Annotated in this window: 16 protein-coding genes; 4 read left to right on the top strand and 12 right to left on the bottom strand. The window is 72.2% G+C overall.

Annotated features, from left to right (window positions below; genetic code table 11):
- Positions 1-80: 80 nt before the first annotated feature.
- Genes Q1V71_RS17160 through Q1V71_RS17150 form a run of 3 tightly spaced genes read right to left on the bottom strand, consistent with a single transcriptional unit; the run spans position 81 to position 2,176 of the window.
- Positions 81-425, bottom strand: coding sequence for a hypothetical protein (locus Q1V71_RS17160; protein ID WP_300645378.1), 345 nt, complete (start codon positions 423-425; stop codon positions 81-83).
- A gap of 4 nt (positions 426-429) precedes the next feature.
- Positions 430-1,998 carry a leucyl aminopeptidase gene (locus Q1V71_RS17155; RefSeq protein WP_300645376.1) on the bottom strand — a complete coding sequence of 523 codons (1,569 nt, stop codon included), beginning with the start codon at positions 1,996-1,998 and terminating at the stop codon, positions 430-432.
- Between the two features lie 10 nt (positions 1,999-2,008).
- Entirely contained in the window at positions 2,009-2,176 is a 168-nt protein-coding gene (locus tag Q1V71_RS17150) for a DUF3117 domain-containing protein (protein WP_166191440.1), read from the bottom strand.
- Positions 2,177-2,359: 183 nt separating this feature from the next.
- On the opposite strand from Q1V71_RS17150, the gene Q1V71_RS17145 reads away from it, so the two are divergent.
- Positions 2,360-3,154, top strand: coding sequence for an enoyl-CoA hydratase-related protein (locus tag Q1V71_RS17145; protein ID WP_300645385.1), 795 nt, complete (start codon positions 2,360-2,362; stop codon positions 3,152-3,154).
- A gap of 135 nt (positions 3,155-3,289) precedes the next feature.
- Here the strand turns inward: Q1V71_RS17145 and Q1V71_RS17140 are convergent, their stop codons facing one another.
- From Q1V71_RS17140 to dapE, 5 genes are read right to left on the bottom strand one after another with little or no spacing between them, the layout of a single operon-like run.
- Positions 3,290-4,207, bottom strand: a complete 918-nt coding sequence (locus Q1V71_RS17140) for a M14 family zinc carboxypeptidase (protein WP_300645374.1) — start codon at positions 4,205-4,207, stop codon at positions 3,290-3,292.
- Positions 4,207-4,635 carry a hypothetical protein gene (locus Q1V71_RS17135; RefSeq protein ID WP_300645373.1) on the bottom strand — a complete coding sequence of 143 codons (429 nt, stop codon included), beginning with the start codon at positions 4,633-4,635 and terminating at the stop codon, positions 4,207-4,209. The genes Q1V71_RS17140 and Q1V71_RS17135 overlap by 1 nt, the downstream gene beginning before the upstream one ends.
- 15 nt (positions 4,636-4,650) lie before the next feature.
- Positions 4,651-4,914 carry a DivIVA domain-containing protein gene (locus Q1V71_RS17130; RefSeq protein WP_300645371.1) on the bottom strand — a complete coding sequence of 88 codons (264 nt, stop codon included), beginning with the start codon at positions 4,912-4,914 and terminating at the stop codon, positions 4,651-4,653.
- Complete coding sequence (locus tag Q1V71_RS17125; protein ID WP_300645369.1) at positions 4,911-5,717, bottom strand: TIGR00730 family Rossman fold protein; 807 nt, start codon at positions 5,715-5,717, stop codon at positions 4,911-4,913. Before Q1V71_RS17125 ends, Q1V71_RS17130 begins: the two co-directional genes overlap by 4 nt.
- Complete coding sequence (gene dapE / locus Q1V71_RS17120) at positions 5,707-6,804, bottom strand: succinyl-diaminopimelate desuccinylase (RefSeq protein ID WP_300645367.1); 1,098 nt, start codon at positions 6,802-6,804, stop codon at positions 5,707-5,709. Before dapE ends, Q1V71_RS17125 begins: the two co-directional genes overlap by 11 nt.
- 109 nt (positions 6,805-6,913) lie before the next feature.
- Between dapE and Q1V71_RS17115 the strand changes: the two genes are divergently transcribed.
- Positions 6,914-7,777 carry an LLM class F420-dependent oxidoreductase gene (locus tag Q1V71_RS17115; protein WP_300645365.1) on the top strand — a complete coding sequence of 288 codons (864 nt, stop codon included), beginning with the start codon at positions 6,914-6,916 and terminating at the stop codon, positions 7,775-7,777.
- A 116-nt stretch (positions 7,778-7,893) separates the two neighbouring features.
- Here the strand turns inward: Q1V71_RS17115 and ileS are convergent, their stop codons facing one another.
- The 4 genes from ileS to Q1V71_RS17095 form a co-directional block, all read right to left on the bottom strand.
- Positions 7,894-11,196, bottom strand: a complete 3,303-nt coding sequence (gene ileS, locus Q1V71_RS17110) for an isoleucine--tRNA ligase (RefSeq protein WP_300645364.1) — start codon at positions 11,194-11,196, stop codon at positions 7,894-7,896.
- Between the two features lie 314 nt (positions 11,197-11,510).
- The gene (locus Q1V71_RS17105) at positions 11,511-12,107 is read right to left on the bottom strand and encodes a hypothetical protein (protein ID WP_300645362.1); all 597 of its coding nucleotides are present in this window, start codon (positions 12,105-12,107) and stop codon (positions 11,511-11,513) included.
- Positions 12,108-12,127: 20 nt separating this feature from the next.
- The gene (locus Q1V71_RS17100; protein WP_300645360.1) at positions 12,128-12,421 is read right to left on the bottom strand and encodes a type II toxin-antitoxin system RelE/ParE family toxin; all 294 of its coding nucleotides are present in this window, start codon (positions 12,419-12,421) and stop codon (positions 12,128-12,130) included.
- Positions 12,408-12,656, bottom strand: coding sequence for a type II toxin-antitoxin system Phd/YefM family antitoxin (locus Q1V71_RS17095; protein ID WP_300645359.1), 249 nt, complete (start codon positions 12,654-12,656; stop codon positions 12,408-12,410). The genes Q1V71_RS17100 and Q1V71_RS17095 overlap by 14 nt, the downstream gene beginning before the upstream one ends.
- Before the next feature lie 101 nt (positions 12,657-12,757).
- On the opposite strand from Q1V71_RS17095, the gene dapD reads away from it, so the two are divergent.
- Together dapD and Q1V71_RS17085 are read left to right on the top strand one after the other, a co-directional pair.
- On the top strand, positions 12,758-13,723 hold the full coding sequence (gene dapD, locus Q1V71_RS17090; RefSeq protein ID WP_300645358.1) for a 2,3,4,5-tetrahydropyridine-2,6-dicarboxylate N-succinyltransferase: 966 nt from the start codon (positions 12,758-12,760) through the stop codon (positions 13,721-13,723).
- 191 nt (positions 13,724-13,914) lie between these two features.
- On the top strand, positions 13,915-14,877 hold the full coding sequence (locus Q1V71_RS17085; RefSeq protein ID WP_300645357.1) for a hypothetical protein: 963 nt from the start codon (positions 13,915-13,917) through the stop codon (positions 14,875-14,877).
- Positions 14,878-14,887: the final 10 nt, after the last annotated feature.

Below are 14,887 nucleotides of genomic sequence, written 5' to 3'. Positions count from 1 at the left end.
GCCCGTTGGGGGGGTTAGCCCCAACACTTTCACCCCCTACCCTCGCGCTTGGTGTTAAACTGTGTCCGCACTACCCCCGCTCAGCGCTCCCCACGGGCGGTCGGTGCGAACCCGTCCCAACCCTCGGCGGTGGCGACGTGCTCCCAGGCCTCGACGAGCACCGGTGGGGCGCCGACGATCCGGGTGCCAGGGGCCTCGGCGACCCCGGCGAGGAACTCCGCCTCGAAGTCCGCACGCGCCCGCTCGCTCACGAACAGGTAGGTGCCCTCGAACCACTCGCCGCGGCGCATCCGCCACACCTTGAACCGCAGCCCGTCCATGCCGGTGAACCGGGCGTGCGAGGTGGACTCGACGTAGGCGGCGAGCTCGTCGGCGACCCGGTCGGGTACGCCGACCAGCGACCACCGCACCGAGAGGCCGTGCACGGGGCTACTCCTGGTGGCCCGCGCCGACACCGGCGAGCGGGTCCTCGGACCCCAGCCAGGTCAGCAGGGCGCGGGCGCCGAAGCCGGACGGGCCGGTGGTCCACTCGAAGCTCTCCGAGGGCGAGTCGCCGACGGACGCGATGTCGAGGTGCGCCCAGGGGACGTCGCCGGTGAAGTGCTGGAGGAAGAGCGCGGCGGTGATGGCGCCCGGGCCACCTCCGGCGTTGTCGGCATCGGCGACCTTCGAGGCGATCTTCTCCTCGTAGACCGAGGCCAGGGGGAAGCGCCACAGCGGCTCCCCGGCGCGGGTGCCGGCGGCCGCGATGGCGGCGGCCAGACCCTCGTCGTCGGCGAAGAAGCCGCCCGTGCGCTGCCCGAGGGCCACCTTGATCGCGCCGGTCAGGGTCGCGACGTCCACGAGCGCGGCGGGGGCGATCTCGGCGACGGCGTACGCGAGGGCGTCGGCCATGACCAGACGGCCCTCGGCGTCGGTGTTGGTGACCTCGGTGGTGCGGCCGCCGAAGTGGCGGATGACGTCGCCGGGGCGCATGGCGCGGCCGGAGACGGAGTTCTCGGCGCAGGCGAGCAGGCCGACGACCTTGACCGGGCAGTCGACGGCCTCGAGCGCGGCCATGGTGGCGAGCACGACGCCGGCGCCGGTCATGTCGCGCTTCATCGTCGACATCGCCTCGCCGGGCTTGATCGACAGGCCGCCGGTGTCGAAGGTGATGCCCTTGCCGACCAGCACGATCGTGGGCGTGCGGCGCGAGGACTTCCTCGGCGTGTAGTCGAGGCGCACCAGGCGCGGCGGGTTCACCGAGCCCTGGCCGACGCCGAGGATGCCGCCGAAGCCGCCGGCGGCCAGCTGCTGCTCGTCCCAGACCTGGTACTTCAGGCCGGCCCGGTCGGCGACCTCGCGGGCCTGCTCGGCGAGCCAGACGGGGTTCTTCAGGTTGGACGGGACGGTCGCGAGCAGCCGCGCCTGCCAGCCGGCGCCGCCGAGCGCGAGCCCGCGCGAGAGGGCCGGTTGCCGGTCGGTGCCGCAGCCGGCGAGCACCACGCGGCGTACGGGCTCGGACTCCGGCCGTTCCTGGGAGCGCCACGAGAACGAGAACGAGCCCAGCACCACCCCGACGACGAAGGCCTCGAGCCCGGCGTCGTCGGTGATCGCGGCGATCGAGGTCGCCACGGATGCCCGGCCCTTGGTGGCCCGCGCCAGCGTCGCCCCGGCGCGCCGGAGCGCGTCGGTGCCCTGGTCGCCGACGCCGACGAGCAGCACCCAGCGCAGGTCGCCGTCGTCGGGCGAGCCGAGCGGGACCGGCAGCCGCACGACCTCCCCGACCTTGCCGGTCGCCTTCTCGGCCTCCAGCAGGGCCAGCAGGTCGACGCCGAGCTGCCCGGCGAGCTCCTCGGCGCCCGGTCCGAGGACCGGTCCGTCGCCCTCCTCGGGTCCCGCGGGCAGCACGGGCAGCGCGACGACCTCCACACCGCGTACGGCGTGGGGCCCGACGTCGCTGAGCGCGATCTCCGGCGGGGTGACCTGGGTGGGCAGTGCGGGTGCCGAGGGCTCCATCAAGCGGCGATCAGCCGACGACGGCCTTGAGGGCGTCGCCCAGGGCGCCGGCCTCCTCGGCGTTCAGCTCGACGACGAGACGTCCGCCGCCCTCGAGGGGGACCCGCATGACGATGCCGCGCCCTTCCTTGGTGACCTCCAGCGGACCGTCGCCCGTCCGCGGCTTCATCGCCGCCATCGCGCACCTCTTCCTCGTCGTCTTGCCCGAACGGCACAGGACGCGCGGCTCCGAGCGAGCCCGGACCACGCGTGGAGGACCAGTATCCCCCACCGGGAGGGTGATCGGCAGCACAGGGTCCCCGTCGGTGGACACTCCACCACCGGCAGGGCATGCGGCAGACTCCCCCGCATGACCAGCCCGCTGACCTCCGGCCCCGTCCTGCTCGACCTCGCCGACGGCGTCGCCACCATCACGCTCAACCGCCCCGAGGCCATGAACAGCCTCGACATCGCGACCAAGGAGATCCTGGTCGAGGTGACCCGCACCGTCGCGGAGGACCCCGAGGTCCGCTGCGTCGTGCTGACCGGCACCGGGCGCGCCTTCTGCACCGGCCAGGACCTCAAGGAGCACATCGGGCTGCTGGAGACCGGCGGCAGCGACCAGCTCTTCACCACCGTCGAGAAGCACTACAACCCGATCGTCGCCACGCTCATGGAGATGGACAAGCCCGTCATCGCGGCGGTCAACGGCGTGGCCGCCGGTGCGGGCGCCAGCCTGGCCATGGCGTGCGACATGCGCATCGTCGCCGAGGGCGCGGGCTTCAACCTCGCGTTCTCGAACGTCGCGCTCTCCTGCGACACCGGCGCCAGCATCAACCTGCAGATCCTGGTGGGCCGGGCCAAGGCGCTCGAGCTGCTCTACTTCCCGCGCACCGTGCCCGCCGCCGAGGCGCTCGAGCTCGGCCTGGCCACCCGCGTGGTGCCCGCCGAGACGCTCGCCGCCGAGGCCGGCGAGCTCGCCCGGCGCCTGGCTGCCGGCCCGACGCGCGCGTACGGCGCCATGCGCCGCTCGGTGTCGTACGCCGCCGGGCACAGCGTCGCGGACTCCCTCGAGCTCGAGCGGCAGATGATGAACGCCACCGGCGCCACCGAGGACCACGCCGCGGCCGTCGCGGCGTTCGTGGCCAAGCAGAAGCCGGAGTTCCACGGGCGGTGAGGCTGTGGGCCGGCTGCGGCGAGGTTCGTCGGCCGGCCGACGAACCTTGCAGCTGGACGACGCACCTTTGTCGTCCCACTGCAGGGTTGGTCGGCCGGCCGACAGAACTTGCCGCAAGCCGGGCTGCTCACCGACTCACGATCCTGGCGTCGGCTCGCCCGGCGTCGGCTCGGCCGTCGCTGTCGGCTCGGCCGTGGGCGTCGGCTCCTGGGTCGGCTCGGGCTCCTCGGTCGGCTCGGGCATCGGCCCCCACTCGTAGGCGCCCTCCTCGACCCCGACCGCCCGAAGGATGCGGGGGGCGAGCACGTCGCGGAGGTAGGCCTCCCCGGGGGCCGGCCCGAGCTCCACGGTGAGGGCGGACCCGGCGTACCGGTCGTTGAACCAGCCGGTCATCGTGCCGTGGCAGACGCCCCCGCAGTCGAAGGTCTTGCGCGGCAGCCGGAGGATCCGCGCGACCCGCTCGGCGAAGGCGCGGTCCTTGGTGTCGGTGTCCACGCCGTGCAGCGGCTGGTGGAAGCTCAGGATGCGGTCGGGCCGCACCTTCGCGAGGAAGCGCATCACCGCGCGGGTCTCGGGCTCCGAGGCCGGGCGGGGACCGGACTCGTCGTTGCCGTCCAGCGGTGCCCAGCGGTAGGGGAAGTTGCGGTTGAGGTCGACGCCGTGGGCGTTGCGACGCGTGCCGGCGGCGATGCCGTCGGGGTTGTAGGTCGGGATCACCCAGAGCTCCGCCCCGATGAGCGGCTTCCCCTCGAGGATCGACCAGAGCGCCGGGCGGGTGCGCTGCTCGTTGCCGTGCATGGCCCCGATGAGCACGATCGTGGGTACGCCGTTGTCGGCCGGCTCCCCGAGGCGGTGCGCCAGGATCGGCCGACCGCGCACCGACTCGCCGATCTTCAGCGTCTGCACGACCGCCTCGCGATCGGCGCGGGCGGCGCCGGCCTGCGTCGCGACCGAGACCTGCTGGGACCCCAGCGCGAGCACGGGCGCCGCGAGCGCGGCGAGGAGGACGGCGAGCCCGACCCGGCTCCGAGCACCGGTGCGGGACCGCGGCATCAGACCGCGGCCGTCCAGTAGGCCCAGGTGAAGACCGCGACGCCGACGACCATCCCGAGGTGTGCGAGCAACGACAGGCCCGGCCCGCTCGACCAGGAGTCCTCCGGGACCTCGACGGCGTGCCGGCCCTTCGAGGGCAGCCAGCGCACGAGGATCATCAGGCCGGCGATCGCGGTGCCCCACCACAGGCCGAGTGCGACGATCCCGACGAGCGGGTCACCGGGCGGGGAGTCCTCGGGGGCAATGAGGAAGACCAGCCACACGAGCACCGCGAGCGAGCCGAGGACCGTGTGGGCGAGCAGCCAGGTCGGTCCAACGTCGACGCGCCGGGCACCGCCCTCCTCCGAGCGGCCCAGGCGCAGACGGGTCAGGGCGACGACGACGACACCCAGGAACGTGAGGACGTAGACGACGACGCTGACCGACACGCGGGTGAGTGTGCCTCACTCGGTGTGTCGGGCGCCACGACCGTCCTGCTCCTCGGCGAGCCGCGCCAGCAGGGCGTCGACCTCGCTCATGCGGTAGCCGCGGAGGGCGATCGAGAACCGGACCCGGCGCAGGTCCTCGCTGGTCAGCGGGCGGTCGGCCGGCACGAGGGCGTCGGGGCGGTCGTCGTACTCCTCGGCGAGCGGGGCGCCCTTGCCCGCCGCGACGACGGCGATCGCGCCGAGCAGGAGCACGACCAGGATCGCGAAGAACCACATCATCGGCGCTGCCCCTCCTCGCGCGCGGCGACCATGATCCGCACTGCTTCGTCCACGTCGTCCGTCAGGACCATCATGTCGAGGTCGGCCTCGGAGATCTTGCCGGCGGCCAGCTGCGTGGCGCGCATCCAGTCCACCAGACCCCGCCAGTACTCGGTGCCGACGAGCACGATGGGGAACTCAGTGACCTTGCGCGTCTGCACCAGGGTCAGCGCCTCGAACAGCTCGTCGAGGGTCCCCAGGCCGCCGGGCAGCACCACGAAGCCCTGGGCGTACTTCACGAACATCGTCTTGCGGACGAAGAAGTAGCGGAAGTTGATGCCGAGGTCGACCCAGTCGTTGAGGCCGTCCTCGAAGGGCAGCTCGATGCCGAGCCCGACGCTGACCCCGCCGGCCTGCGAGGCGCCGCGGTTGGCCGCCTCCATGGCGCCCGGCCCACCACCGGTCACGACGGCGAAGCCGGCCTCGACCAGCGCGCGGCCCAGCTCCTCCGCCTGGGCGTACGACGGCTCGTCGGGCTTCGTGCGGGCGGACCCGAACACGGCGACCGCCGTCCCGAGCTCGGCCAGCTGGCCGAACCCCTCGACGAACTCGGCCTGAATCCTGAGAACGCGCCACGGGTCGGTGTGCACCCAGTCGTGCGGGCCGCGGGAGTCCAGCAGCCGCTGGTCGGTCGTGGTGGACGGGACCTGGCTGCGGCGGTACCGCACCGGCCCCTCGTAGCGGCTCTCGGCGGCCGCCCCCTGGTCGAGCTCCTGCTCGGTGCCGTGCTCTGTGCCGTGCTCGGTGCCGTGATCAGCGTCCATCGGTCAGCCACCTCTTCAGCGTCGTCGCGCAGGTCTCGATGTCGGAGACCTTCACGTGCTCGTCCTGCTTGTGGGCGAAGAGCGGGTCGCCCGGCCCGTAGTTCACCGCCGGCACGCCCAGCCCGGTGAACCGGGCGACGTCGGTCCAGCCGAACTTGGGGGCCACCTGCCCGCCGACGGCCTCGACAAACGCCGCGGCAGCCGGCCGGTCCAGCCCCGGGAGCGCGCCTGGTGCGAGGTCGGTCAGCGTGACGTCGTACGGGGCGAAGAACTCGGTGACGAAGGCGACCGCCTCCTCGGTGGAGCGGTCGGGGGCGAAGCGGAAGTTGACCTCCACGACGCACTCGTCGGGGACGACGTTGCCGGCGACGCCGCCGTGGATGCGCACCGCGTTGAGGCCCTCGTGGTACTCCAGCCCGTCGATCACCGGGCGGCGCGGCTCGTAGGCCTGGAGCCGGGCGAGCACCTCGGCAGCGCCGTGGATGGCGTTGACGCCCCTCCAGGAGCGGGCGGAGTGCGCGCGCTCGCCATGGGTGCGGACCTCGACGCGCAGGGTGCCCTGGCAGCCGGCCTCGACCCCGGCGTTGGAGGGCTCCATGAGGATCGCGAAGTCGGCGGAGAGCAGCGCGGGCTCGCGCTCGGCGAGGTGCTTGAGACCGTTGTAGCGCTCCTCGACCTCCTCGGCCTCGTAGAGCACGTAGGTCACGTCGCGGACCGGCTCGGTGACGGTGGCCGCGAGGTGCAGCAGGACGGCGTCGCCGCCCTTCATGTCGCAGGTGCCGAGTCCGTGGAGGATGCCGGCCCCCTCGTCCAGGCGGCTGGGGAGGTTGTCGTTGAGCGGGACGGTGTCGAGGTGGCCGGCGATGACGACGCGCTCGCCGCGCCCCAGGTCGGTGCGCGCGACGATCGTGTGGCCGCGCCGGGTCACCTCGAGGTGGTCGTGGGTGCGCAGCGCCGCCTCGACCGCGTCGGCGATCCGCCCCTCGTCGTGGCTCACGGACTCGATGTCGACCAGGTGCCGGGTGAGCGTGACCGGGTCGGTCGTCAGGTCCAGGGACGGACCGGTGGGCAGGTCGAGCGAGGTCATGGGGCGAGTCAACCAGCCGCCATCGACGCGAGGGTGAACTGGACACGTGTCCGGATGACGAGCCTCATCCCCTTCCCTTGGAACTGGAACAGGTTCTAGTGTCCGTCCCATGCGCAACGGACTCGTCCTGTTCACCTCCGACCGCGGCATCCGGCCCGCCGACCTCGCGGTCGCCGCGGAGGAGCGCGGGTTCGACACCTTCTACGTCCCCGAGCACACCCACATCCCGGTCAAGCGGACCGCCGCGCACCCGGGCACCAAGGACGAGACGCTCCCCGACGACCGCTACCTGCGCACCCTGGACCCGTGGGTCTCGCTGGCCACCGTCGCTACGCGGACCTCGCGGATCAAGCTGTCCACGGCCGTCGCGCTGCCGGTCGAGTCCGACCCGATCACGCTCGCCAAGACCATCGCCACCCTCGACCACCTCTCCGACGGCCGGGTCGAGATCGGCGCCGGGTTCGGCTGGAACACCGACGAGCTCGCCGACCACCACGTGCCGCCGGAGAAGCGCCGCACGGTACTGCGGGAGTACGTCGAGGCGATGCGCGCGCTCTGGACTCAGGAGGAGGCGTCGTACGACGGGGAGTTCGTGCAGTTCGGTCCCTCGTGGGCCTACCCCAAGCCCTCGCACCACATCCCGCTCATCATCGGCGCCGGTGGCGGCCCCAAGACCTTCCAGTGGATCTCCGAGAACGCGGACGGCTGGATGACCACGCCCACCCAGCAGGACATCTCGGGACAGATCGAGCACCTCAAGGCCGCCTGGGCCGCCGCCGGCCGCGAGGGTCTCCCGGACATCCGGGTCCTCATCGCCTTCAAGCCGAACCCCGACGACCTCCTGAGGTGGGCCGAGCAGGGCGTCTCCGAGCTCATCTGGGGCGTCCCCGACAAGGCCCCCGACGAGGTCATCGCCTCCCTGGACCGGATGGCCGACCGGCTCGGCCTGCAGCCGCCGGCCCTCATCGGCTAGCTGCGAGGACACCCTGGGGAATACCCGGTTACCCGGGTATCGGTGCACATACCGGCCTCTGCAGTGGCCGGGAAGTGCGGCGATACCCGGGTAACCGGGTATCGCCGCACGCCACGTCAGGCCTTGGTGACGGTGAGGGTGGCCTTCTCGCCGGCGCCGAGGTCGACGAGGGTCGCCTCGGGCCCCGCCTCCCCCACGTCGTACGACGTCGCGAGGGTCTCCTCGCAGACCATCTCCTCGTGCGTGCGGGCTGCCGCCTGCAGCGCGGGCGAGCCGCCCACGACCAGGCTGATCCGGTCGGACACCTCGAGCCCGGCGTCCCGGCGGGCCTGCTGGACCGCGCGGACGAGGTCGCGGGCCAGGCCCTCCGCAGCCAGCTCGTCGGTGACGGTCGTGTCGAGGACGACGAACCCGCCCCCGGGCAGCACGCCCACCGCGGTCGAGTCGTCGGCCGCACCGGCGACGGTCTCGAGGGTGTACTCCCCCTCCACGAGCGCCAACCCGCCGGCGGTCACGGTGCCGTCCTCGGCGACCGACCAGTCGCCGGACTTCGAGCCCTTGATGGCCAGCTGGACCTCGCGACCCAGCCGCGGCCCGGCGGCCCGGGCGTTGACGGTGAGCTTCTGCTCCACGCCGTACGCCGCCGCCTCGGGCGCGTCGGCCGCGAGCAGCCGCACCGCCTTGACGTTCACCTCGTCGGCCACGATCGACTCGAAGCCCTCCAGGTCCCAGGGCGAGGGCACCACGACGGTGAGCGTCGAGAGCGGCAGCCGGTTGCGCAGCGACCGCGCCTTGCGCAGCGCGGAGGTGGCCGAGCAGACCTCGCGGACGGTGTCCATCGCGGCGACGAGCGCGTCGTCCGCAGGGAGCGACGAGGCCAGCGGCCAGTCCGCCAGGTGCACCGAGCGCCCACCGGTCAAGCCGCGCCAGATCTCCTCGGTGGTCAGCGGCAGCAGCGGCGCGGTCGTGCGGCAGACGGTCTCCAGCACCGTGTAGAGCGTGGCGAAGGCCTGCTCGTCCTCGGACCAGAAGCGGTCGCGCGATCGGCGGATGTACCAGTTCGTCAGCACGTCCAGGAACCCGCGGGTGTGCTCGCAGGCATCGGCGACGGCGTAGGAGTCCAGCGACTCGGTCATGGCCTGCACGTAGTCGCGGCACTTGGCCAGCAGGTAGCGGTCCAGCGGGTCGGTGGACCCGGTCGAGGCCGCCACGTCCACCCCGGCACCCCCGGCGGCGGCATTGGCGTAGAGCTGGAAGAAGTACCAGCTGTTCCACAGCGGGATCATCACCTGGCGCACCGAGTCGCGGATGCCCTGCTCGGTAACGATGAGGTTGCCGCCGCGCAGGATCGGGCTCGCCATGAGGAACCAGCGCATCGCGTCGGCGCCGTCGCGGTCGAAGACCTCGCGCACGTCGGGGTAGTTGCGCAGCGACTTCGACATCTTGTTGCCGTCGGAGCCGAGCACGATGCCGTGGCTGATGCAGTTCTCGAAGGCCGGCTTGTCGAAGAGCGCCGTCGCGAGGATGTGCAGCGTGTAGAACCAGCCGCGGGTCTGGCCGATGTACTCCACGATGAAGTCGGCCGGGAAGTGCGGGTCCTTGGTGTCCGAACCGCTGAACCACTCGGCGTTCTCGAACGGGTAGTGCACCTGGGCGTACGACATGGAGCCCGAGTCGAACCACACGTCGAGCACGTCCGGCACCCGGCGCATCATCGAGCGACCCGTCGGGTCGTCGGGGTTCGGGCGCACCAGGTCGTCGACGTACGGCCGGTGCAGGTCCGGCTCGCCGGCGGCGTTGCGCGGCAGTGTGCCGAAGTCGCGCTCGATCTCCTCGAAGGAGCCGTAGACGTCGATGCGCGGGTAGGCCTCGTCGTCGGACTTCCACACCGGCACCGGGCTGCCCCAGAAGCGGTTGCGGGTGATCGACCAGTCGCGGGCGTTCTCCAGCCAGCGACCGAACTGGCCGTCCTGGATGTGGCCCGGCACCCAGTTGATCTGCTGGTTGAGCTCGAGCATCCGCTCCTTGATCGCGGTGACCTCGACGAACCACGACGAGACGCCCTTGTAGATCAGGGGCTCGCGGCAGCGCCAGCAGTGCGGGTAGGAGTGGTCGTAGGTCTCGCGGCGCAGCAGGATCGTCCCCTCGGTGACGCTGCCGCGCTCGCCCTCGCCGCGGGTGGCGGCCTTGAGGTGGTCGATGATCTGCAGGTTGGCCTCGAAGACCCGCAGGCCCTCGTAGTCGGTGACCGGGAACGTGAACCGGCCGTCCTTGCCGACCGGCATGACCGCCTCGATGCCCTCGCGGTCGGTCACCTCCTTGTCGACCTCACCGAACGCACCGGCGGTGTGGACGAGGCCGACACCGTCGGTGGTCGTCACGGCGTCGTCGGCGGCCACGACCCGGAAGGCCCGGCCGTGCTCCTCGGATGCGTGGTCGGCGAAGTAGGAGAACGGCGGGTCGTAGGTGCGCCCGACCAGCTGGGCGCCGGTGTAGCGCCCGAGCACGGTCGGCTCCTCGGCGTCGGGGAAGAGCTCGCGCTGGTACGCCGCCAGCCGGGCCTCCGCGACGACGTACTTGGCCGTGCGGTCAGTCCCCGGCACGGGGCCCTCCACGACGACGTACTCGATCTCCGAGCCGACCATCACCGCGAGGTGGCTGGGCAGGGTCCAGGGGGTGGTCGTCCAGACGAGGAGGTGGGCGCCGTCGAGCACCTCGTCCTCGCCCGTGGCGTGCATCCGCAGGCCGACGGTCACCGCCGGGTCTTGGACCTGCTTGTAGACGTCGTCGTCCATCCGCAGCTCGTGGTTGGACAGCGGCGTCTCGTCGTTCCAGCAGTAGGGCAGCACGCGGAAGCCCTCGTAGACCAGACCCTTGTCCCACAGGGACTTGAAGGCCCACATGACCGACTCCATGTAGTCGGGGTTCATAGTCTTGTAGTCGTGGTCGAAGTCGACCCAGCGGGCCTGGCGGGTGACGTAGTCGCGCCACTCGCCGGTGTACTTCATCACCGACTCGCGGCAGGCGTCGTTGAACTTCTCGATGCCCAGCTCGACGATCTCGTCGGTGGTCTTGATGCCGTTGAGGCGCATGGCCTCCAGCTCGGCGGGCAGGCCGTGGGTGTCCCAGCCGAAGCGGCGCTCGACCCGCTTGCCGCGCATCGTCTGGTAGCGCGGGACGAGGTCCTTCACGTAGCCGGTCAGCAGGTGGCCGTAGTGCGGCAGGCCGTTGGCGAAGGGCGGGCCGTCGTAGAAGACGAACTCGTTCTCGCCGCGCTCGCCCGGGTCGCGCTGGTCGATGGAGGCCTGGAAGGTGCCGTCGGCGGCCCAGTAGGCCAGCACGCGCTCCTCGATCTCGGGGAAGCGCGGGCTGCTCGCGACGGTCGTGGCGTCGGTGTGGGAGACCTTGGGGTACGTCATGTGCCTGTCCTCGCCGGTTGAGGAGGGCCGCCAGGCCCGTCTCGAAACCCGCGAGGACGACCACCTCCGGCGGAGGGTGCCGCGGTACCACCTCGCTTGGGGCTCCGACAGTCGCCTGTCGAGACCCCCCACTCGTTCACGGCTGTGACGGGCCTACCCGTCCGGTTCTAGTGAGCCTCCACGTGCTGCCGGGGTGGGGACCGTTCTTCCGGAGGCTCGCCGCTGATGACGGCTCGAACGCCTGTGCCACCGATCGTACGGCGGCCCGCGGCCGATCCGGAAATGGGTTGTCCCGACCCCGGGTGCGGGGGTGCTCAGCCCGCGAGCCACTCCAGCGTCCGCGAGGCCACCTGCTCCGGGGACAGGTCGGTGTTGTCGACACGGAGGTGGCGGTGCTCGGCCAGGACCGCGTCGGCAGGGCTGGGTCGCTGCGGGTCGGTGTTCATCCGGCGGGCGTCGGCCTCGCGGACGTGCGCGTCGGACCAGGCCAGGTCGGCCTTGGACGGCTTGGCGGCGATCCGGTCGTCCTGGACGTTGCGCACCAGACGCGTCGCCAGCGGTGCGCGGAGCTCGAGGAAGGACACGCGCAGCCCGCGGTCGGCGTACGGCGCGACGATGCGGCGCACGATCGCGGCGTCCCCCTCCTCCTCGACCAGCCACACGAGCGTGAGCACGAGGCGGGTCCCGGTGGCAGCCGCCTCCTCGACCACCTCGCGTCGCCAAGCCTCCTTGAGCTTCTCGAAGGACGGGTGGTCGAACCCGAAGACCTCGGCGAGCGGCTCGATCACGTGATGGTTGTGGAAGAGCCGGAAGTCCGACGCGGCCACGATCGCCCGTCCCACGGTCATCTTCCCGACCGCCGGCGGCCCGATCACGACCAGCAGCTCACCGGCGACGGCACCCGAGGACATGCGCGGACCCTAGCGACGGCTCAGCCGTCGTACACGTCCTTTCTGTGGCCCAGGCGCAGCACCAGCACGAGCAGCACGTCGTCCTCGACGGTGTAGATGACCCGCCAGTCACCGATGCGGACGCGGTAGCCGGGGCGGCCGCGGAGCTGGCGCGAGGCCGGTGGGCGTGGGTCGAGCGCAAGGAGCTCGATCGCGCCTGCGATCCGTCGGCCGACCTGCGGGTCGAGCTCGCGCAGCTGTCGGGCGGCGCTCGGCGTGAGCTCGACGCGGTAGCGCCGACGCCCTGCGCCGCTCCTCGGCTCAGAGCCAGCCAAGGTCGACCTTGACCTGCTCCCACGGGATCGCGTCGCCGGCCTCGGCCATGGCCTCGTCGAAGGCCTCGACGTCCTCGAGCTCCTCCTCGACCTCGAGCAGCTCCTCGTAGCGCTGGGGACTGACGACGACCGCGACCGCGCGACCGTGGCGCAGCAGCGTGACGGCCTCGGTCGCGGACTGTGCGAGCACCGCGGGCAGTTGGTCGCGGGCGGCGCTGACGGGGACGGAGGCCATGGCTTGATCGTACGGATCTTCGACACTTTCGTACAGAACACTGTCCACAGGCGGCGCACCCCTCCTACGGCGCCCCACGCCCCCTCCTAGGGTGGTTGCTCGTGAGCACCGACACCACCAGCGCCTGGGGCCACGGCCTCGCCACCGTCTCCACCGACCCGGCCAGCGACGGCAGCGTCCTGGACGTGTGGTTCCCACGCCCGCAGCTGGGCACCCGCCCCGAGGGCGACGCGGTGCCGCGCGAGCTGACCGAGGCCGAGGGCAGCGACCACGCACGCCGCGTGCGTCGCGAGGTCGTGACGGTCGAGGTCGACCTGGGCGCGGCTCCCGCCAGCACCGCGGACGTCTGGCTGCGGCTGCACCTGCTCTCCCACCGCCTCGTGGCGCCGCACGGGCAGTCCATGGACGGCGTCTTCGGGCTGCTCACCAACGTCGTGTGGACCTCGGCCGGCCCGTGCGCGGTGGAGGGGTTCGAGGACACCCGCGCCCGGCTGCGCGCGCAGGGCCAGCACGTGTCGGTCTTCGGGATCGACAAGTTCCCGCGGATGACCGACTACGTCGTGCCGACCGGTGTCCGGGTCGCCGACGCCGACCGGGTCCGGCTCGGCGCACACCTGGCTGAGGGCACCACGGTCATGCACGAGGGCTTCGTGAACTTCAACGCCGGCACGCTCGGCGCCTCGATGGTCGAGGGCCGGATCTCCGCCGGCGTGGTCGTGGGCGACGGCTCCGACGTGGGCGGCGGCGCCTCGATCATGGGCACGCTGTCCGGCGGCGGCAAGGCGGTCATCTCCATCGGTCGCCGCTGCCTGCTGGGCGCCAACGCCGGCCTCGGCATCTCGCTCGGCGACGACTGCGTCGTGGAGGCCGGCTGCTACGTCACGGCCGGCACGAAGGTGACCGTGCGCGGGCTGGGCGGCGTCGAGGACGGCAGCGTCATCAAGGCGGCCGAGCTCTCGGGTGCCAGCAACGTGCTGTTCCGCCGTAACTCGGTCTCCGGCGCGGTCGAGGCCGTCCCGTGGAAGGGCGAGGGCATCGCGCTCAACGAGGCGCTGCACAAGAACTGATCCCGTAGCCCCGGCCTGGAGGTCGAGCAGCCCGAGCGCCAGCGAGGGCGTCGTCGAGACCGCGTGGGCTGCCTGTGGTCGCCGACCACAGAGATGTGCGGCGGTCTCGACGACGCTCGCTGGCGCTCGCTGCTCGACCAACGGCGATGGGTAGCGCGCGCCGCTTGGATCGCTCCAGGATCATGGAGGGCGTGAACAAGGTCCTCGGGGCGCTCGCCGCCCTCGCGGTCGTGGTCGCGACCGTGGCCGGCGGCTACTACGTGCTCCGTGAGGTCGGTCCCTCGTTCGTCGGCGACCGCTGCTTCGCCGCGGTGGGTGACCAGGAGGTCGAGCTCACGCCCGAGCAGGCCGAGAACGCCGCGCTCGTCGCGGCCATCGGCGTACGCCGCGGGCTGCCGGCGCGGGCGGTGTCGATCGCCCTGGCGACGGCCTACCAGGAGTCCGACATCCGCAACCTCGAGGGCGGCGACCGGGACTCGGTCGGGATCTTCCAGCAGCGGCCGTCGCAGGGCTGGGGCTCCCCCGCGCAGGTCGGTGACCCGGTCTACGCGACGAACGCCTTCTACGACGCGCTCGTGGAGGTCGAGGGCTACGAGGACATGCCGATCACCGAGGCGGCCCAGGAGGTGCAGCGCTCGGCGTTCCCCGACGCCTACGCCGACCACGAGGACGACGCCCGCGTGCTCGCCTCGGCGCTGACCGGCAACAGCAAGGGCGCCTTCCACTGCGAGACCTCCGACAGCGTCGACGCCGGCGACGCCCGGCTGGGCGGCAACGGCCTGACCTCGCGGGCGGAGGCGGTACGCCGGGAGGCGGTCGCCGTGTTCGGCGAGCTGTCGCTGGGCGGATTCGCCCCGGGCGGCGTCAGCAGCGGACACATGGAGGGCTCGACCCACTACGACGGCCGGGCCGTGGACATCTTCTTCCGACCCGTCAGCGCGGCCAGCAAGGTCCGGGGCTGGGCCGTGGCGTCGTACCTCGCTGCCCAGGCCGAGCGGCTGCAGATCCAGACGATCATCTTCGACGACCGGATCTGGACCGCCCGCCGGGCGGACGAGGGCTGGCGCGACTACGACGCCCCGCGCAACGACGACCCCGCCACCCAGGCGATCCTCGAGCACCGCGACCACATCCACGTCGACGTGTTCGCGTGAGGACGCGCCA

Origin of the sequence: Nocardioides sp., assembly GCF_030149505.1 — a bacterium.
Classification (GTDB): Bacteria; Actinomycetota; Actinomycetes; order Propionibacteriales; family Nocardioidaceae; genus Nocardioides.
This window is presented reverse-complemented; position numbering and strand designations above follow the sequence as displayed.